Annotated in this window: 19 protein-coding genes; 15 read left to right on the top strand and 4 right to left on the bottom strand. The window is 38.6% G+C overall.

The window, feature by feature from the left end:
- Positions 1-28: 28 nt before the first annotated feature.
- From SOS22_RS00575 to SOS22_RS00555, 5 genes are all read left to right on the top strand, one after another.
- Positions 29-499, top strand: coding sequence for a hypothetical protein (locus SOS22_RS00575; RefSeq protein WP_320326519.1), 471 nt, complete (start codon positions 29-31; stop codon positions 497-499).
- Positions 496-1830 (top strand): citrate/2-methylcitrate synthase, encoded by a 1335-nt coding sequence (locus tag SOS22_RS00570; RefSeq protein WP_320326520.1) that lies wholly within the window; start codon positions 496-498, stop codon positions 1828-1830. Before SOS22_RS00575 ends, SOS22_RS00570 begins: the two co-directional genes overlap by 4 nt.
- Before the next feature lie 8 nt (positions 1831-1838).
- Complete coding sequence (locus SOS22_RS00565) at positions 1839-2681, top strand: transporter substrate-binding domain-containing protein (protein WP_320326521.1); 843 nt, start codon at positions 1839-1841, stop codon at positions 2679-2681.
- Positions 2682-2778: 97 nt separating this feature from the next.
- Positions 2779-3981: an acetyl-CoA C-acetyltransferase gene (locus tag SOS22_RS00560; RefSeq protein ID WP_320326522.1), complete on the top strand. Its 1203-nt coding sequence runs from the start codon at positions 2779-2781 to the stop codon at positions 3979-3981.
- 45 nt (positions 3982-4026) lie between these two features.
- Positions 4027-4632 (top strand): HAD-IA family hydrolase, encoded by a 606-nt coding sequence (locus SOS22_RS00555; RefSeq protein WP_320595997.1) that lies wholly within the window; start codon positions 4027-4029, stop codon positions 4630-4632.
- On the opposite strand, the gene SOS22_RS00550 is transcribed toward SOS22_RS00555, so the two are convergent.
- Positions 4633-5658 (bottom strand): lysylphosphatidylglycerol synthase transmembrane domain-containing protein, encoded by a 1026-nt coding sequence (locus SOS22_RS00550; protein WP_320326524.1) that lies wholly within the window; start codon positions 5656-5658, stop codon positions 4633-4635.
- 74 nt (positions 5659-5732) lie between these two features.
- On the opposite strand from SOS22_RS00550, the gene buk reads away from it, so the two are divergent.
- The gene (buk, locus tag SOS22_RS00545; protein WP_320595996.1) at positions 5733-6836 is read left to right on the top strand and encodes a butyrate kinase; all 1104 of its coding nucleotides are present in this window, start codon (positions 5733-5735) and stop codon (positions 6834-6836) included.
- Here buk and rho read toward each other — a convergent pair whose 3' ends face one another.
- On the bottom strand, positions 6837-8132 hold the full coding sequence (gene rho, locus SOS22_RS00540; protein ID WP_320595995.1) for a transcription termination factor Rho: 1296 nt from the start codon (positions 8130-8132) through the stop codon (positions 6837-6839). It lies immediately after the preceding gene.
- A gap of 91 nt (positions 8133-8223) precedes the next feature.
- On the opposite strand from rho, the gene SOS22_RS00535 reads away from it, so the two are divergent.
- From SOS22_RS00535 to SOS22_RS00515, 5 genes are all read left to right on the top strand, one after another.
- Positions 8224-9414, top strand: coding sequence for a homoserine dehydrogenase (locus SOS22_RS00535; protein ID WP_320326527.1), 1191 nt, complete (start codon positions 8224-8226; stop codon positions 9412-9414).
- A gap of 356 nt (positions 9415-9770) precedes the next feature.
- Complete coding sequence (locus SOS22_RS00530) at positions 9771-10286, top strand: nitroreductase (RefSeq protein ID WP_320595994.1); 516 nt, start codon at positions 9771-9773, stop codon at positions 10284-10286.
- Complete coding sequence (locus SOS22_RS00525) at positions 10286-10501, top strand: hypothetical protein (RefSeq protein WP_128520885.1); 216 nt, start codon at positions 10286-10288, stop codon at positions 10499-10501. The genes SOS22_RS00530 and SOS22_RS00525 overlap by 1 nt, the downstream gene beginning before the upstream one ends.
- 30 nt (positions 10502-10531) lie before the next feature.
- On the top strand, positions 10532-11338 hold the full coding sequence (locus SOS22_RS00520; RefSeq protein WP_320595993.1) for a hypothetical protein: 807 nt from the start codon (positions 10532-10534) through the stop codon (positions 11336-11338).
- Between the two features lie 42 nt (positions 11339-11380).
- Positions 11381-12544, top strand: coding sequence for an alanyl-tRNA editing protein (locus SOS22_RS00515; protein ID WP_320595992.1), 1164 nt, complete (start codon positions 11381-11383; stop codon positions 12542-12544).
- On the opposite strand, the gene plsY is transcribed toward SOS22_RS00515, so the two are convergent.
- A complete protein-coding gene (gene plsY / locus SOS22_RS00510) occupies positions 12539-13159 on the bottom strand; it encodes a glycerol-3-phosphate 1-O-acyltransferase PlsY (protein WP_320595991.1) in 621 nt (206 codons plus the stop codon). The genes SOS22_RS00515 and plsY overlap by 6 nt on opposite strands.
- Before the next feature lie 102 nt (positions 13160-13261).
- Between plsY and parE the strand changes: the two genes are divergently transcribed.
- From parE to SOS22_RS00490, 4 genes are all read left to right on the top strand, one after another.
- On the top strand, positions 13262-15187 hold the full coding sequence (parE, locus tag SOS22_RS00505) for a DNA topoisomerase IV subunit B (protein ID WP_320595990.1): 1926 nt from the start codon (positions 13262-13264) through the stop codon (positions 15185-15187).
- On the top strand, positions 15187-17670 hold the full coding sequence (parC, locus tag SOS22_RS00500; RefSeq protein WP_320595989.1) for a DNA topoisomerase IV subunit A: 2484 nt from the start codon (positions 15187-15189) through the stop codon (positions 17668-17670). Before parE ends, parC begins: the two co-directional genes overlap by 1 nt.
- 74 nt (positions 17671-17744) lie before the next feature.
- Positions 17745-17957 (top strand): YneF family protein, encoded by a 213-nt coding sequence (locus SOS22_RS00495; RefSeq protein WP_320326534.1) that lies wholly within the window; start codon positions 17745-17747, stop codon positions 17955-17957.
- 44 nt (positions 17958-18001) lie between these two features.
- A complete protein-coding gene (locus SOS22_RS00490; RefSeq protein ID WP_320326535.1) occupies positions 18002-18715 on the top strand; it encodes a biosynthetic peptidoglycan transglycosylase in 714 nt (237 codons plus the stop codon).
- 62 nt (positions 18716-18777) lie between these two features.
- Here the strand turns inward: SOS22_RS00490 and SOS22_RS00485 are convergent.
- The coding region (locus SOS22_RS00485) for a hypothetical protein (protein WP_320595988.1) at positions 18778-18974 on the bottom strand (197 nt) is incomplete at its 5' end.

Here is an 18974-nt window from a genome sequence, read left to right as displayed (position 1 = left end):
AAGGGTTTAGATGAATTGAGGTGAAGACATGGCCGAAAGAATTGAAAAGGATTTGCTCTATCATGCCATTCGTTCTTTAACAACTCGAGCCATGTTGGATCGATTATCGTGTGATCGTGAGAAATTATTTCAAAAGATGTCTTCTGCCGATTTTACTTGTATGGTTGTGATCGTCAATCATCCAGGCCGCCTATATATCAATGATCTGGCCGAACAAATGCAAATGTCCTTACGACAAATATCTGAAATTGCACAGACTTTGGTTGCACAAGATTTGATTGATTGGGAATTTGATGGAAATGGGGAACAAGGTACGTATGTTGTTCCAACCAAGCTTGGTCAGAAAGCAACCCAGGAACAAATCGATATATTAGAGACATATTATACAAAAGTTATTCAGCGATATGGGAAAGCACGATTCAAAGACTTGATGGAAGATCTCAACGAATTAGAGGTCATCATGGCCAAAGGCATTTTTGAAATGGAGGAAGAGAAATGAACGATAGTGATATCTTAGAGTACGCAGCCATGCAAGCTCCACACTGCATTGAAGAAAATTATATTTCCGATACATTATTTCGAGAGTATGGTGTGTATCGTGGATTACGTGATGAGAATGGAAAAGGTGTATTAACAGGATTAACGCGAATTTCTGAATTGAATGGTTTTAAAAGTGTTCATGGTCAACGTATTCCAATCGAAGGTGAATTGTGGTATCGAGGATATCGCATTGGCAGTATCATTGATTCCTTAGGAAAGAATGAGTTGGGTTTTGAAAAAGTTGCTTATTTATTATTGTTTGGTCAAATGCCATCGGATGCTCAATTGACCGAATTTTCCGCAAAATTAGGAAAAAGTCGTCGATTACCAACCAATTTTACGCGTGATGTTTTGATGAAAGCACCCACGCATGACATCATGAACATGATGACCCGATCCATCTTGACTTTATCCAGTTATGATGAAAACATTTTGGATGATTCCATTTCCAATAATATTCGTCAATGTATTGAATTAATAGCGGTTTTCCCTATGTTGGCAGTTTATAGCTATCATGCTGATAATCACTACAATAATATGCAGAGCATGTATATTCATCGTCCCAAACCAGAATTGTCAACTGCCGAAAACTTCTTGCGTATGTTACGTCCAGATAGTAAATATACACCACTTGAAGCCAAGGTTTTGGATACTTGTTTATTGCTTCATATGGATCATGGTGGAGGTAATAACTCAACCTTTACAACACGTGTTGTAACTTCGACAGGTGCTGATACCTATGCCGCTGTTGCAGCCGGCATGTGTTCCTTGAAAGGACCGAAACATGGTGGTGCCAATATTCGTGTGATCAAGATGATGGATGATATTCGACAACATGTATCGGATTGGAATGATCGCGATGAGATTCATGACTATTTAAATGATATCTTGGATAAAAAGGCTTTTGATAAAAAAGGTTTGATTTATGGTATGGGTCATGCGGTTTATTCCATTAGTGATCCACGTGAGATCATTTTGAAAGATTATGCGCAAAAATTAGCCGCGGCTACCAATCGTGAAGAGGATATGTCGTTGTATCAAATGGTTGAAGAAGAAGCTTGTGATTTGATCAAAGAGAAGCGTCATATCAAAACAGGTGTCAGTCCCAATGTCGACTTCTACTCTGGCTTTATATATGAAATGCTGGGAATTCCAAGAGAATTGTATACCCCTTTGTTTGCGATTGCTCGTATCGTTGGATGGTCAGCACATCGTTTAGAAGAGAAGATTGGACAAGGAAAAATTATTCGTCCAGCGTATCGCAGTATCATGGAACACAAAGAGAAGTAGGTATCCATATGAAAATTTCGAGAATTATCAAAGTATGCATGGCGGCCTGTTTAAGTTTTATGTTGGTTGCTTGTTCTTCGAGTAGTTCAAATCGTTCTGTCTCTATTCCCGATACCAAAGATATTCAAAAGATCCAAGATCGTGGTGTTTTACGGGTCGGAGTGAAGAAGTCCGTACCTGGTTTTAGCGAAAAGAAAGATGGCAAGTACCAAGGTTTAGAAGCGGATCTTGCAAAAAAATTAGCCGATGATCTAGGTGTGGATGTTCAATATACATCTGTCACACCAACGAGTCGTGAAACATTATTAAAAAATGGAAAGATTGATTGTGTGATCGCTACATATACGATTACGCAGGAGCGGAAAAAGGAATTTGATTTTTCGACTCCATACTATATTTCTCATGTGTCGGTTTTAGTGGATGATGATAGTATTCAAACTCTCAGTGATCTAAATGGTCGCATCATTGGGGTGGTAACAAATTCGAATAGTGGCAAAGATCTTGTGAAAGCCATGATCGATCAGGGCATGATCAATGGTTCTGGTTTTGACGAAGATCATTTTGATCCTACTACATGGACAACTGGAGTTCGTTTCCATATATATGATGATTATACCCAATGTGATCAAGCCCTGCGTGCCGGAGATATTGACGGTATGTGTACGGATACATCCATATTAAAGGGATATACGACGGGCTCTCGTCATTTGATCGATGCGAAATTTGCGCCACAAAAATATGGAATTGCGACCACAAAAGATTCAGGTTTATCTGAATTTGTGAATGATGAAGTGAAGCAATGGAAAAAGGATAAGAGCATCAAGGCTTTGGTGAAATCCTATGATTTATAAAAATGTCCGTTCAACAACGGACATTTTCTATTGAAAGCTGTTTCGGAATGTGTCATAATACACTTGTGAAGATTTTAACAAAACATGGAGGTAAGAAATGACAAAAAAAGTTGTATTGGCTAGTGCTTGTCGTACAGCAATTGGTAAAATGGGTGGCGAATTAAGCTCTGTTCCTGCTGTTGATATGGGTGCTGCCGTTATTAAAGAAGCCGTAAAACGTGCTGGATTGAAACCAGAAGATATTGAACACGTATATATGGGTAATGTTATCCAAGCTGGTTTGGGGCAAAATCCTGCTCGTCAAGCTTCTATCAAAGCTGGTTTGCCAGTAACGACTCCAGCTGTTACAGTCAATGTTGTATGTGGTTCGGGTTTGAATTGTGTCAATATGGCTGCACAAATGATCATTGCTGGTGATGCCGATGTCGTCGTAGCTGGTGGTATGGAAAACATGTCTCGTGGTCCTTATGTATTGAACCATGGTCGTTATGGTATGCGTATGAACACACCAAAAGATGGTTTGGTAGATGCAATGGTACATGATGCATTGTGGGATGCATTCAATGATTATCACATGATGATCACGGCTGAAAATGTTGCGGAACAATGGCATTTAACTCGTGAAGAGTTGGATGAATTTGCTGCTCATTCACAAAATAAAGCATGTGATGCACGTGATAATGGTCGTTTTAAAGAAGAAATCGTACCATTGGAAGTAAACATGGGTAGAAAAAAAGGTATTGTTACGATTGATACCGATGAAGGTCCACGTGAAGGACAAACACCAGAAGTTTTAGCAAAATTAAAATGTTGTTCGGGTAAGCCAGGTGGAGTTGTAACGGCTGGTAATGCATCGGGTATCAACGATGGAGCTGCCGCTTTGGTCGTTATGAGTGAAGAAAAAGCGAAAGAATTAGGTGTTAAGCCAATCGCTACTTGGGTAGCTGGTGCTTTGGGTGGTGTCGATCCATCTATCATGGGTGTTGGTCCGGTAGCAGCTACAAAGAAAGTATTTGCAAAGACAGGATTGACAATCGATGATTTCGATTTGTACGAAGCCAATGAAGCATTTGCGGCTCAATCTTGTGCAGTCGCTAAAGAATTACATTTTGATCCAGAAAAATTGAATGTCAATGGTGGTGCCATTGCACTTGGTCACCCAGTTGGTGCTTCTGGTGCACGTATCTTGGTTACCTTATTGTATGCTATGAAACAAAGAAAAGCACATCGTGGTTTAGCTACTTTGTGTATTGGTGGTGGTATGGGTTGTGCCACTGTTGTTGAAGCATACGAAGACTAATTGATTGGAAAGGGCTTTCTAAGCCCTTTTTGTTTGGAGAAAGCGATGATAGATGCAGTTGTATTCGATGTAGGGGGCGTCTTGGTTCATTTTGATCGAGACATCTACTTTTCAAAATTGGGATATGATCCCGTCAAAGCCAAACAATTAACGCATGCCGTATTTGATCATTCGTCTTGGTTAGAATATGACTTGGGAAATCTAGATGATGTTGCCATACGAAATGCTTTTAAAAAAGATGCACCCGAATTGGCGGAAGATATTGATAAATCATTGATTCATCTTCATGGGGTCATTTCCAAAAAAGCATCTACGATACCTTGGATCCATTCGCTCAAACAGATGAATTTGAAAACATATATTTTATCGAATATTGGGCGAACGTGTGTACAAGATAATTGGGATGCTTTAGATTTTGTTTCTTTGATGGATGGATGCTTTTGGTCATATGAACATCATGTCATCAAGCCAGATAGAAACGCTTTTCAATACATGTGTGAACAATTTCAAATTGTTCCTAAACATGCTATATTTATTGATGATACAAAGAAGAATGTAGAAGCGGCAAAACAACTTGGTTTTTATGGTGTCTGGTATCAAGATCAGAAACAAGCAGAGTCAGAATTAATGATAATTTTAAAAGGGGATTGATCAAGTTCCCCTTTTTTTTAGATGATGCGTAAAAGCGATGATCAACAAGCCATCGATGGCTAAACAAAAATATAAATTGATACAACGTGTCAAGAGCATCGCAGATGTTAATATACTAGATGGAAATAAGACGCGGAATAGGATATAGAACAGACCTTCACTTGCACCAATCGCTCCGGGTAAGGGAACAAAGCCAACGGCCACAAAAAGCACAGCTTCGATCATGGTGATTTGGAACCAATTATAATGATGTAAATGAAAGCCTAAATAGACACAAAACGGAACGGAAAACATAAACAACATTTGGAAAAAAGCAGTCAAGATGGTTTTCCGAATGATACCTTTATGGGCTTTTAGATCACTGGCTCCATTTTGATAATCATCATAGACTTGTTTCAATGAAGCATCAATTTTTTTAGCGGCATTTTTTGAAAAGGCGCTGGTCAACTTAACAATCACGCGATTGATGATGCGGGCTGTTTTTTTAAAGAAAACAACACAAAACATAAATAAATCAATAAGAACATTGATGACGATCCCAATTAATAAAGTATATTTGGCTTGTCCCATGGCTCGGGTCAATAATGCATTTTGACTGATAAAGCCAATGATCGCCAATGTTGTTATGGCGGTTTCATGGCCAATCAATTGTATGATCAGAACTAAGGCGGAATGGGAAACATTGATGTCATCTTTATACATATAATAGATTTGCATCGGTTGGCCACCTGTTGCAGATGGGGTAATGTAACTAAAGAAAAAACCTAAAATAGAATATTTGATAGATTGCAGGTAGGTGATGGGATAGCCCAAAATATGTAATGGACGATAGATATTCAATGCATCACAGAATAAGTAACCAACCATCATCAACATACCAAGAATCAAAAAGGTTTGATCTGTCTTTTTTATGGATGTAATGATTTCATTCAGTGAAACAGAATGAAATACAAATGCGAATAATAGGACCACTAGAATCAAAAAAAAGATTCCACTTTTCTTAAAACTTCTCTTCTCTGTATTCATAAATTGTATTTTAACATATTTTTTTTTGACATGCTTCTTTTCCGTCATACAATGAAATAGAAAAGAGGACTTCTATGAAAAAATATAAGATTTTTGTGATCAATCCGGGATCTACATCAACAAAATTAGCTTTATTTGAAAACATGGAATGCAAATTTTCAACCAATGTGTTTCATGATTCATCTGTTTTGATGAAGTTTCCTAAAATTAATGATCAACTCATGTATCGGATGATGGTCATTCAATTATTTTTAGAACAACATCAAATTGATCTCCATGGTGTGGATGCGATTGTGGGTCGTGGTGGTAGTTGTTATGCATTGAAGAGTGGTGTCTACGAAGTAGATGATCGTTTATTAGATGATACAAGAAATGCTCGTGGCGGTTTGTATCATGTTTCCATGTTAGGCATTCAATTGGCAAAAGAACTCGCAAATATTTATGGAGGAAGGATCTTTATGGTTGATCCACCTATTGTGGATGAACTTTGTGATGCCGCACGAATCACGGGCGTTGCTGGTATCTATCGAAAGGCGGTTTCTCATGCTTTGAATCTAAAAGCAACTGCGCACGTGCATTGTGAAAAGCATCATTTGGATTATCAAAAACACAATTTTATTATTTGCCATATTGATGGTGGAATTTCGATTACGGCGCATCGACATGGACAAATGATCGATGGTAATGATGCAGGTGGCGGGGAAGGACCGTTTACACCAACGCGAATGGGATCGATGGCTGTAACCGATGTACTGCATTATTTATATGATCTGCCAAAGGAAAAAATTCAATCTCTTTGTTATGAAGCAGGGGGTCTTTCCAGTTATTTTGGAACGAGCGATGCCGATAAGATCCATGCGCTCGTAGAAAAAGGAAACCCCAAAGCACAACGAGTTTGGGAAGCGATGATCTATCAGATCAATAAGTGGATTGGTTCGATGGCTACGGTTCTACAAGGTGATGTAGATGCCATCTTATTAACTGGTGGATTGCTGCGATTTGAGGATATCATTCAAGGTATCAAGATGGGATGTGAATGGATTGCGCCAGTTTATGCATATCCTGGGGAATTTGAACAAGAAGCTATGGCCCAAGGTGCTTTTGATGTTTTGAGAGGAAAAATAAAACCAGCCCATTATACCGGGAAACCGGTATGGACTGGATTTGAGGACGATTGATCAAATCGTCTTTTTTTGTAGGATCAATGAAACCAATTGCGCATTATTTTTGGTATGAGCAAATAAATGAATGACTCGATCCGTTGCTTCTTCGCTGCGAACCCCATTTAAAGAACGATGAATGATTCGTGAAACTTCCAATTCTTCCGGAGTCAACAATAGATCTTCACGTCGTGTTCCGGATTTCGCAATATTGATAGCAGGGAAGACACGTTGTTCTTGGAGTTTACGAGATAAAATCAATTCCATATTGCCCGTTCCTTTGAATTCTTCATATACAACATCATCCATTTTGGAACCCGTTTCGATCAGTGCAGTTGCAAGTATGGTCAAACTACCTCCTTGACGCATATTTCGGGCAGCACCAAAAAAACGCTTTGGCATATACAATGAGGCAGGATCCAAGCCGCCAGATAGTGTTCGTCCGCTAGGGGCTACCGTTAGATTATAGGCGCGAGCTAGACGCGTGATGCTATCCAATAAAATGACGACATCTTGCCCCGATTCAACCAGACGTTTGGCTCGTTCAATGACCATTTCACTGACTCGTTTATGATGTTCAGGCATTTCATCAAAAGTCGAATAGATCACTTCGGTATTTTTTCCGTGTACGGTTTCTTTGATGTCTGTTACTTCTTCGGGGCGTTCATCGATCAATAAAATGATCAAATGACATTCTGGATGATTGTTTTGCAGCGATAAGGCAATATTTTTTAATAGAGTTGTTTTACCGGCTTTTGGTGGTGAAACGATCATTCCGCGTTGTCCTTTTCCAATTGGTGCTAATAAATCCACGATACGCATGGAAAGAGATCGTTCCATTTCGAGATGAAGTCTTTCATTGGGAAAGATGGGGGTTAGATTTTCAAAATTGGGTCGTTTTTTGATGATTTCCGGATCGATACCATTCACCGAATTGATCCGAATCAAAGCACTAAATTTATCATTGGAATTTTTTCGTTTTTTTCCAACTAAAATATCACCAGTTTTTAAATGGAAACGTCGAATTTGGGAATGGGAAACATAGATATCGTTGTCGCCAGGTAAATAATTGGCTGAACGAATAAAGCCAAAGCCATCAGGTAATACTTCTAAAATACCCATGGCCGGTTGATCGGATGGAGTCTTTTTCTCATTGGGTCTGATTTGTTCTTTCAAAGCTTCTTTTTTTTGTTGCTCCATCAATAATTGAATGACTTCATTTTTTTTCAATGACGAAAGACCTTTCAGTCCTTTTTCTTTGGCCATGGCTTTTAGTTCTTTTACGGATAATTGTTCAAATTGTTCTAGTGTCATACATCCTCCTGAAGTTATGTATTTGGAAAGCTTGTCAAGCTTACGGATTCTTAGTAAACTTAATGTTGGAATAGAAAAGGAGACGCAGTATATGGTAAATGTTGCGGTTTTAGGTTACGGTACAGTTGGTGCTGGTGTTGTGAATGTCTTGATGACAAATGCAGAAATGATTACCAGAAAAGTGGGTACCGAAGTAAAAGTAAAATATGTTTTAGATTTGAGAGACTTCCCAGGAACACCTGTTGAAGATATTGTTACTCATGACTTTAATGATATCGCAAACGATGCAGATGTCAATGTCGTTGTTGAAACAATGGGTGGATTGCATCCTGCCTATGAATTTACAAAACAAGCATTAGAAGCTGGAAAAAATGTATGTACTTCCAATAAAGAATTAGTTGCCGAATTTGGTGTGGAATTATGCGCATTGGCAACGAAAAATTCAGTCAATTATATGTTTGAAGCATCTTGTGGTGGTGGTATCCCCATCATTCGTGCTTTAAACACTTCGTTGATGGGCGAGAAAATCGAAATGGTTTCTGGTATTTTAAATGGTACGACAAACTATATCATGACAAGTATGTATGAAAAAGGTGTTGATTTTGCGACTTGTTTAAAAGAAGCACAAGATCTTGGTTATGCTGAATTACATCCAGAAGCAGATATTGAAGGTCATGATGCGCAACGAAAAATTGCCATTTTATCTTCATTAGCTTATGGAAAGCATGTCAATTATAAAGATGTTCCTTGTCAAGGAATCACACAGATTGATACCATGGATATGGCTTATGCAAAAAAGATGGGAATGAAGATCAAATTATTGGCAACTTCAAAAGTGACCGAGGATGGTGTATGGGCAATGGTTGCACCAAAATTGGTTAGTTCTGATATGATTTTGTATGCCGTCGATGATGTTTTGAATGCTGTTTATGTAGAAGGTAACTGTTTAGGCCCAGCCATGTTCTATGGTTCTGGTGCAGGTTCTTTACCAACGGCCAGTGCAGTTGTGGGTGATATTCTAGATTGTGTTCAGAATTTACATACAACCGTTAAGAAGGATATTACCGATGAAAAACTTCCACTCTTGCCTTTGGATGATGTGCAGAACACCTTCTTTGTTCGTGCCAAGGATGAAGCCAAAGCCAAAGCACAATTTGGACCAATCGAATTGATTCGTGTCAATGATAATGAATTTGGTTTCTGGACCGAAGAAATGACTGAAAAAGAATTTAAGAACAAAGCAAAAGAAGCTGATATTATCTCTTTCTTACGTCGTGGATAATTTTACGAATATTTTACAGTCTATTCAATAAGATCATACATTGTTTGTTTATCGTACAAGTAGAGTGGTGATAAACATGGGTGGATGGATTCTATTTATATTGATAGGTTGTATATATTTTGGGCTTGTCTTATTTCGTTTTTTTGAAGATTTGAAAAGGCCAAAAACCAAAATGTAAAGTTTGGTTATCCTTTGTTTTTTAACGCAGAGCAATCTGCGTTTTTTCTTTGCACTAGGCTTAGATGAAAAAGATGATCAAAGGTTGAAATATTATGTCTTGAAATGTAGACTAAAGCCTTTTTTTATTTATTTACAAATTTATGATTGGACGATTATAATAGATGCGAGGTGATAGAATGGAAACACTTGAAACATTAAAAACACGTCGTTCCCATCGAAAATATTCAAATCAGATGGTACCTCGTGAAACAATAGAAAAAATTATTGATGCGGGTTTATATGCACCGAGTGGGATGGGACAACAATCGGTTGTCGTTGTTGCCATTACCAATCAAAAAGTACGTGATCAATTATCGGAAATGAATCGTAAAATTGGTGGATGGGATTTTGATCCTTTTTATCAAGCACCGGTTGTTTTAGTTGTTCTAGCGGATACTACACGTCCTACCTATTTATATGATGGTTCCTTAGTTATGGGAAATCTAATGAATGCGGCTCATGCTTTAGGTGTGGATTCTTGTTGGATCCATCGTGCAAAAGAAGAATTTGAAAGTGAAGAAGGAAAAGCTCTTTTAAAAAAATTAGGAATTACTGGATCGTATGAAGGCATCGGTCATTGTATTTTAGGCTATGCTTTGGATATGCCGGAAACAGCACCACGAAAAGCAAATCGTGTCTTTTGGGTGGAATGATGAAAGCACAAGAAATGTTTGAGGCATTGGGATACGAGTTGGATACAAATGACCAATTGTTGATGATCTATAAAAAGAATGTGATTGAAATTGTTTTTCAAAAAGATTATAAGAAATATCATGCATTGTGGAGTGGGGAGCCATTGAGTATTGATGTTTCCTTACATCAAGCCATTCATCAACAATGCATTGAGTTGGGTTGGATTGAAAAATAACACTTGAATACTTAGAAAGGGAAGTTATTCATGAGAAGGGGAAGTAAATGGATTCTATTTGTACTTTGTTTTGTGTTGTTATGTGAAGGATGTGCCAGTCCTATTAATGTTGTGAAATCGGATGGTTCAAAATCAAATTATGTGAAAGCAAAAAAAATTGAGAGTGCGTTGATCGAACCGGATAATTATATAGGAAAATGGATCAAGCTCTATGGTCAGATCACGAGTGGTCCAAAAGTTGATGGGGCCGATGGCTATATGGTTTGTTACAAAGGGCAAGACAATCGCTATTTCTTTGTGTCTACGACCAATACGAACTTTAAAGTTGGTGATTATGTTAAAGTGGATGCTAAGATCAATAATATTGTCACTCGCAAAAATGCATTTGGTGATGATTTGCCTGTAGCTGAATTAAATGAAGCGAAGATCACAAAGACGACGTATGATAAGGTTGAGGCACCAGCCTATCAAACCATCAAGCCAAAAAATGGGTCAAAGAAATTAGATGGTGTAAAATTTGAAGTTCAGAAAGTTGAGTATGCTGAATCAGAAACTCGCGTATACATTAAAGTGACGAATAAGACGGATTATGAATTGTATTGTGCTTCGGCATATACGGTTGTTCAACAAGGGGACACGGTCATTAATCCGAATACTTCTGAATCGATCATTGAACGGGAAGGCTATGATCAAATTGCGTCATCGATCGATCCGGGCGACTCATCGAGTGGCATTGTACTATTTTCTGTAATCAGTCCGGAAAAGGCGACGCAAGTGATTACTTCTATCTATGATTCATTAGGTCAAGAATATGATTTTACAATTGATGTGAACTAAAGCGAGTAACCCTCGCTTTTTCATGTGGAAAGGAAGGTATATATGGATCCACAAGCGTATTATTATCAATATCCAATGATGAAAGAATTTGATGCAGTGGTACAATCTTGTCAAAAAGTGACAAAAGGGTATGTGTTGACATTGGATCATACGGCTTTTTATCCAGAAGGTGGAGGACAACCCTGTGATGTTGGTAGGATAGATACCGCTTCGGTTTTTGATGTGCAAGAAAAAAATCATGTCGTTTATCATTACGTGGATCGAGCCTTTTCAGTCGGACAAAATGTTCATGGGCGCATTGACTGGAATCGACGTTTTTTAATGATGCAGTCCCATTCCGGTGAACATATTGTATCGGGGCTGGTCCATGCTCAATTTGGCTATGATAATGTCGGATTTCATTTGGATACGCATGGATTGATGACCATTGATTTTAATGGCGTGTTGCGCCCAGCGGATATTGATGCCATTGAAATGTTGGCAAACGATGTGGTGAGTCAGGACATTCCTTTGACCATCGCATGGCCAACAAAAGAACAACGAAAACATATGTCTTATCGCTCAAAAAAAGCTTTGGATGGTCATGTTCGAATTGTAACGATTGGGCCTTATGATACCTGTGCTTGTTGCGGTACACATGTGGAAAGGACGGGCCAAATTGGATCAATCAAGATCCTTTCATTAGAAAAACATAGACAAGGTGTGCGTCTACAATTGATTTGTGGGCGTAAGGCCATTATGGATCATCAACAGAAGCATAAGATTTGTGCACAACTATCACCCCTATTTTCTGTACCGGTAGAAGGTATCGTTACAGCTGTAAAAAAAGCACAAGAAGATCGTAATGAAAAATCAAGGACCATTCGTCAATGGCAGGATAAATATATTGTATTAAAAACAGCTATGTTACCATCTTCAAAAATACAACTTATAGAAGAAGATGTGGATCGATTGACGATGCGTGATTTTTGTAACTATATCTTGGAACACACAGATTGTGTTGTAGCCATGGTCGTAGCGAAAAATCAGGGGGCATATCAGTATGTCATGGCTAGCCAAAAAATCGATTTGAAGATCAAGGTCAATGAGTTAAATGCTTTGCTTGCTGGTCGTGGTGGCGGACAAAAAGAAATGGTACAAGGAACCTTTCGTGCGGATATAGAAACGATAAAAAAAGTCATTCAACAATGGAATGACTCATTATAACCAGGAAACCGTATTCTCGGTTCCTTTTTTTATTTTTTCAATATTGCTGGCATGACGATTGATGACCAGAAGGGATAGACACCAGCTAGCAATGATAATGAAACAAGATTCAACATTCATGATCGATGATGTACCGGTGATGAACAAACTAGATGTTAAAACAGCCGTAATGCTTGCCAAAGAAACAAATTTGAAAATATATAATACGATGAAAAACATGGCTAATGGAATTAAAAAGTTGGTTGCAGAATGAAAAATAAAGATGGAACTTGCCAATAAGAAGCCATATGTCGATGCGACTCCTTTGCCGCCTTTGAATTTCGCAAAAATGGGCCAACAATGGCCAATGACACAAACAAGGCCAGTCCAAATAGCGATGGCTTCATTTGTAAATATACTGGCAATTCCCATTGCCAGAACAACTTTTAGTCCATCAAGCAGGATAACAATTGCACCTACTTTTTTCCCCAATACTCTTCCTGCGTTGGTTCCTCCTAAATTACCAGACCCATATTGACGGACATCGGTATGATAAAAAAGCTTACCAATGACCAATGCGAAGGGAATGGATCCTAGAAGGTATCCACATATTAAAATAATGATGTCTGTTACCATATTTATACCTCTATCTCTCTTATCTTATCATAATCAACATCAAACATTTGAAGAAAATGTTGGATTCACTTATAATTTGTATTTGTATGAAAGGATGATACCATGCCAAAACAACAATATAATGAAGATAGTATCGTAATTTTGGAGGGTCTGGATGCTGTTCGGAAACGTCCGGGCATGTATATTGGATCGACAGATGCCAAAGGCCTCCATTATTTGGTTTGGGAAATTTTAGATAATTCAATCGATGAAGCCTTAAATGGATATGGCAAGGAAATTCATATCACATTAAATAAAGATCGTTCTGTTACCATTGAAGACCATGGACGAGGAATGCCGGTTGGCAAACATGCCAGTGGTGTTTCAACGTTACAAGTTATTTTTACGGTCTTACATGCAGGTGGCAAATTTACTTCACAAGGAGGATATCGGAATTCTGGTGGTTTACATGGTGTAGGGGCGAGTGTTGTCAATGCATTAAGTGCTTGGTGTGAAGTCGTTGTATATGATGGTACCGATAAATGGTCGATGCGTTTTGAACATGGTGATAAGAAGATCGGACCATTGGTACACGAAGGAAAAACCAATCGCACCGGGAGCACAGTCACTTTTTTGCCTGATTTTTCATTATTTAAAGCAGATCGTTTTTCATATTCCAAGATTTGTGAAAGAGCGCAAGAAGATGCTTTTTTATTGAATGGTTTGAAGATCATCGTGACAGATCTTCGAAAAGAGAAAAGAGAAGAAGTCTATCAATATGAGAATGGCCTCCAAGCATTTATCGAAGAAATCAATAAGGATCGTACGCCGATGCATGATCCTATTAATTTTAGTGGCGAATACAATGCGATCAAGGTAGAAGGATCGTTTCAGTATACGGATCAATATCAAGAGAATATTTTTTCTTTTACGAATATGGTACGTACACATGATGGGGGTTCACATGAAACAGGTGCGAAACAAGCATTTACGAAAGCTTTCAATGAATATGCACGTAAAAATGGATTTATCAAAGAAAAAGATAAAGGTTTTGAAGGTTCTGATGTGCGTGAGGGGTTGACTTTGGTCATTAATTTGACCGTACCGGAGGAGCTTCTACAATTTGAGGGTCAAACCAAAGAAAAGTTAGGAACACCGGAAGCGCGTCAAGCCACAGATATGGTAGTCAGTGAAAATGTACGTTATTTCTTGGAAGAAAACAAAGAGGTAGCGGATACATTGGTGCGCAAGATCGTCAAGGCAGCTAGTGCGCGTAAAGCTGCGCGAAAGGCACGGGATGATGCTCGTAAAGGCAAGGGCAAGCAGCGTAGTGAGCGGATCTTGTCGGGAAAATTAGCGAATGCACAATCGAAAGATGCACGTCGAAAAGAATTATATCTAGTCGAAGGAGATTCGGCGGGTGGTTCTGCCAAACAAGGGCGTGATTCTCGTTATCAGGCCATATTACCTTTACGTGGTAAGGTCTTAAATACAGAAAAAGCGAAGCTAGAGGCTGTTGAAAAAAACGAAGAATTGAATACGATCATTCATTGTTTAGGGGCTGGTGTGGGCAAAAATTTTATAGCCGAAGATTCCAACTACTACAAAGTCATCATCATGACGGATGCAGATGATGATGGAGCCCATATCCAAAATTTATTATTGACTTTCTTTTGGCGTTATATGCGTGATCTGATCTATAAGGGAATGTTGTATATTGCGTTGCCGCCACTCTATCGCATTGCGAAGGGAAAAGAAGAATATTATTTATATTCGGACGAAGAATTAGCGGAAAAGCGAAAAGAATTGAAGAGTGGATATACTTTGACTCGATATAAAGGTTTGGGTGAAATGAATGCCAATCAATTATGGGAAACAACGATGAATCCGCAGACCCGTACTTTATTGTGTGTGACAATTGAAAATGCGGCATTGGCGGAACGTCGAGTTTCGGAATTCATGGGAGATCGTGCCGATCTTAGACGAGCTTGGATCGAAGATAATGTGGAATTTACGCTTGAAGATGATTATGCCAAGGAGGTGGCTTGATGGTCAAAAAACAAAAAGTCGGAAAGCCGGAACATATTTTGCATGATGATCTTGAAGAAATCATGGCCGATCGTTTTGCTCGTTATTCGAAATACATCATTCAAGAACGTGCTTTGCCAGATGCTCGCGATGGATTAAAGCCGGTTCAACGTCGTATTTTGTATGCGATGTATGAAGATGGCAATACAGCCAATCATCCCTATCGAAAATCAGCCAAAACGGTTGGTAATGTGATTGGTAATTATCATCCACATGGAGATAGTTCGGTGTATGATGCGATGGTGCGTCTTTCCCAAAATTGGAAGATCACAAATCCGTTTGTTGATATGCAGGGAAATAATGGTTCGATCGATGATGATCCAGCCGCAGCGATGCGTTATACCGAAGCTCGATTAAGTCCTATTGCGAATTATTTATTGGAAGATATTGATAAAGAAACGGTGGAATGGGCGCCTAACTTTTCGGATGAAAAACTCGAACCTACGGTCTTACCTGCTCGTTTTCCGAATTTATTGATCCATGGCATCAGTGGTATTGCTTCTGGATATGCAACCAATATTCCACCACATAATTTAAATGAAGTGATCGACGCTTGTATCTATCGTATTGAACATCCAGAATGTACCTTAGATGATGTCGTATCCATTGTGAAAGGTCCAGACTTTCCAACTGGAGGCATTGCGATGGGTGCGAATGGCATTCGTCAAGCCTTTGAAACCGGTCGCGGGAAGGTTATGGTTCGATCCAAAGTGCATATTGAACAAACCCGAACGATCCAACAGTTGATCGTGACCGAGATTCCTTATGATGTAATCAAATCTCAAATGGTCAAAAAGATCGATGAGATTCGTTTAAATAAAACGATTGATGGAATCTTGGATGTACGGGATGAAAGTGATCGTACCGGATTACGTGTGGTCGTGGATGTAAAAAAAGATATTGATGCCCAACAAATCTTGAATTACTTGTATAAGAATACAGATCTTCAGGTTTCATATAACTACAATATGATTGCGATCGTAGATAAAGCACCCGTTCAAATGTCTTTGATTGCTTGTTTGGATGCTTTCATTGCCCATCGGGAAGATGTTGTCCGCAAACGTTCTACTTATGAATATGATCGTAAATCGGCTCGGGCGCATATTTTGGATGGTTTGATTCGGGCTGTATCGATCATGGATGAAATCATTCAGATCATTCGGGATTCCAAAAATAAATCGGATGCCATCAAAAATTTGATGGATCGATTTGACTTTACGCAAGAACAAGCCGATGCGATTGTTTCAATGCGGTTGTATCGTTTGACCAATACCGATGTCAAGGAATTAAAAACGGAATATAATAGCTTGAAAAAAGAATTGCAGCATCTTCATGAGATATTGACGAAACAAAAGGTATTGCATCAGGTCATCATTGATGAATTGAAAGAAATCAATGAGAAGATCCCAACCCCAAGACGAACCATGATTCAAGCTGATGTAGAAGAAATCAAGATCAATCGCCAAGCAATGATCGCGGATGAACAAGTTGTGATTCCAATCACACATGATGGCTATGTTAAAAAGGTGTCTTTGCGATCTTTTAATGCATCAAGTCCACAAGATTGTGGTCATAAAGATACAGATACCGTTTTGGGATATGGACAATGTAGTACATTGGATACATTATTATTCTTTACCAATCGTGGGAAATATGGCTATCTTCCTGTCTATACATTGGAAGAAGGAAAATGGAAAGATGTGGGATCTCATTTGGGTAACTATGTGAAAATGGATTCCAATGAAAAGATCATTCGCGCTTATTTTTTGCGAGAATTTGATGAACATACCTACGTAGTCATGACATCAACGGCAGGCATGATCAAGCGGACCAAGCTTTCGGAATTGGCTGTCACTCGTGCAAACAAGACCATGGTTTGTATGAAAATTGGGTCATTGGATTCGATGTGCAGTGTAAATCTAAGTTATGCGAATCAAGATCAAATTATTGTTGCGAGCATGAATGGCTATGGACTGCGATATCCGGTAGAGCAAGTACCGGAAACTTCAACACGTACCAAAGGAGTCAAAGCAATTCAGTTATCAAATAATGATCGAGTAGCTGGTATGGCTGTTGTTTCTAACGATATTCATCAAGTGTTATTAATTGGTCAGCATGCACAAATGAAACGGTTGAAAGTAGAAGATATTGCTCCATTCCATCGTCCTGCGAAGGGTTCTCGTTTATGTAAATGGGTCAAGAGCAATCCTGTATTGATTGATCAAATATATGGGGTTGATGCCGAAACTTCCTTTGTATTAAAGCAAGAAGAATCGATTGATTTCCAAGCGAAGGATATTACCTTGATGAGTCCAACTTCAACCTTCTCAACACCGTTTGGAAAGTTGGATGATTTTAGGATCGAGTGTTCCATTGATACGATACATAAGGGAAATTGGACGCCGCAACCAGAAGATTTTAAACAGGCTACTTTGTTTGATTGAGGGAATAGTAAAATAGTTGATAAACATATGAAAAGATAGTAAAATAACCAAGTAGATAGCGAGGATGGGTAGACATGGGATTACAATCAGTTTTATTTACATTAGTTGGAATTGTGATTGGAGGCATTTTAGGTTTCTATTTCACAAAGAAAAGATTTGAAAAAGAATTAAAAGAAAATCCACCAATCAATGAAAAAATGATACGTGCAATGTTCCTTCAAATGGGTCGTAAACCAAGTGAAGCGCAAATTCGTCAAATCATGAAATCTATTAACTCGAATCGATAAGTGGAGAAGTGTGAAAGCACTTCTCTTTTTCTAAAAGGAGAGCTATGAAAAAAATTTTACATATATTTTTAGTTGTTGTTGCCGTTCTATCCATTGGTATAGCATCGTTGGCTTTTTATGGATATATACAGTTTCAACGCTTTTCTGCACAAACTGGTTCTTTAACGACCTTGGTTGAGCAAGTGGAAAGTAGTGATGCGTATGTAGACTATCATGATTTACCAAATACATTGGTCCGAGCAACGGTATCGATTGAAGATCATCGTTTTTTCGAACATGATGGTGTCGATACGATTGGTTTGATTCGTGCTCTTTTGAGCCAGATCAATGAAAATTTGGTCAAGAGTGGAGGGTCTACCATCACCCAACAATTAGCTAAGAATTTATATGGTCAATATGATTCCAATCTATCCTGGAAGATGGCAGAATTCTTTTTTGCCAGAGAATTGGAGTCACATTATTCGAAATCAGAAATCTTTGCTTTATACGTGAGCGTGATCAATTATGGAAATGGATACACAGGTATCAAACAAGCCAGTGAAGGATATTTTGGTAAGGAACCAGCTGATTTATCGGATGCGCAATGTACGATCTTGGCCGGTATTCCACAAGTGCCTAGTAAATATGCATTGATCAGCACAGAAAATGTGGAGGCAGCCAAAAAACGACAAAAATTAGTATTAGCAGCTATGGTCGAATATAAATATTTAAATCAAACACAAGCCGATGAAATTTATGCGGAGTCGATTTGGCAATAAAAAAGAGCGGGAAGTTTATGATATGACCCCTGTCAAGTAGATAGCGAAAATATCCAAAATAACTACCAAGCAAGGTCAATTCGATTTGGCCTTGTTTTTATTGTTGTGCTTGTTCCTGTTGCTTTGCTCTTCTCAATCTTTTCCCAGAATCGTTCTATTCTTCTATTTGGTGCAATTGGATATTGTTCCGGTGTATCTGCAGCCAGTGCTTCCTGTCTTACCTGATATGCAGTCTTCCCATGAAAACGTTTCTGTGGAT

Source organism: Absicoccus sp. (assembly GCF_034090965.1).
GTDB lineage: Bacteria > Bacillota_I > Bacilli_A > Erysipelotrichales > Erysipelotrichaceae > Absicoccus > Absicoccus intestinalis.
Note: the sequence above shows the minus strand (reverse complement) of the source record. Positions and strands in the feature narration are given on the sequence as shown.

What these genes read in the sequence shown, in the direction of transcription:
- SOS22_RS00575 (WP_320326519.1), top strand. Translation starts at nt 29, where the DNA reads ATGGCCGAAAGAATTGAAAAGGATTTGCTCTATCATGCCATTCGTTCT.
- SOS22_RS00570 (WP_320326520.1), top strand. Translation starts at nt 496, where the DNA reads ATGAACGATAGTGATATCTTAGAGTACGCAGCCATGCAAGCTCCACAC.
- SOS22_RS00565 (WP_320326521.1), top strand. Translation starts at nt 1,839, where the DNA reads ATGAAAATTTCGAGAATTATCAAAGTATGCATGGCGGCCTGTTTAAGT.
- SOS22_RS00560 (WP_320326522.1), top strand. Translation starts at nt 2,779, where the DNA reads ATGACAAAAAAAGTTGTATTGGCTAGTGCTTGTCGTACAGCAATTGGT.
- SOS22_RS00555 (WP_320595997.1), top strand. Translation starts at nt 4,027, where the DNA reads ATGATAGATGCAGTTGTATTCGATGTAGGGGGCGTCTTGGTTCATTTT.
- SOS22_RS00550 (WP_320326524.1), bottom strand. Translation starts at nt 5,658, where the DNA reads ATGAATACAGAGAAGAGAAGTTTTAAGAAAAGTGGAATCTTTTTTTTG.
- buk (WP_320595996.1), top strand. Translation starts at nt 5,733, where the DNA reads ATGAAAAAATATAAGATTTTTGTGATCAATCCGGGATCTACATCAACA.
- rho (WP_320595995.1), bottom strand. Translation starts at nt 8,132, where the DNA reads ATGACACTAGAACAATTTGAACAATTATCCGTAAAAGAACTAAAAGCC.
- SOS22_RS00535 (WP_320326527.1), top strand. Translation starts at nt 8,224, where the DNA reads ATGGTAAATGTTGCGGTTTTAGGTTACGGTACAGTTGGTGCTGGTGTT.
- SOS22_RS00530 (WP_320595994.1), top strand. Translation starts at nt 9,771, where the DNA reads ATGGAAACACTTGAAACATTAAAAACACGTCGTTCCCATCGAAAATAT.
- SOS22_RS00525 (WP_128520885.1), top strand. Translation starts at nt 10,286, where the DNA reads ATGAAAGCACAAGAAATGTTTGAGGCATTGGGATACGAGTTGGATACA.
- SOS22_RS00520 (WP_320595993.1), top strand. Translation starts at nt 10,532, where the DNA reads ATGAGAAGGGGAAGTAAATGGATTCTATTTGTACTTTGTTTTGTGTTG.
- SOS22_RS00515 (WP_320595992.1), top strand. Translation starts at nt 11,381, where the DNA reads ATGGATCCACAAGCGTATTATTATCAATATCCAATGATGAAAGAATTT.
- plsY (WP_320595991.1), bottom strand. Translation starts at nt 13,159, where the DNA reads ATGGTAACAGACATCATTATTTTAATATGTGGATACCTTCTAGGATCC.
- parE (WP_320595990.1), top strand. Translation starts at nt 13,262, where the DNA reads ATGCCAAAACAACAATATAATGAAGATAGTATCGTAATTTTGGAGGGT.
- parC (WP_320595989.1), top strand. Translation starts at nt 15,187, where the DNA reads ATGGTCAAAAAACAAAAAGTCGGAAAGCCGGAACATATTTTGCATGAT.
- SOS22_RS00495 (WP_320326534.1), top strand. Translation starts at nt 17,745, where the DNA reads ATGGGATTACAATCAGTTTTATTTACATTAGTTGGAATTGTGATTGGA.
- SOS22_RS00490 (WP_320326535.1), top strand. Translation starts at nt 18,002, where the DNA reads ATGAAAAAAATTTTACATATATTTTTAGTTGTTGTTGCCGTTCTATCC.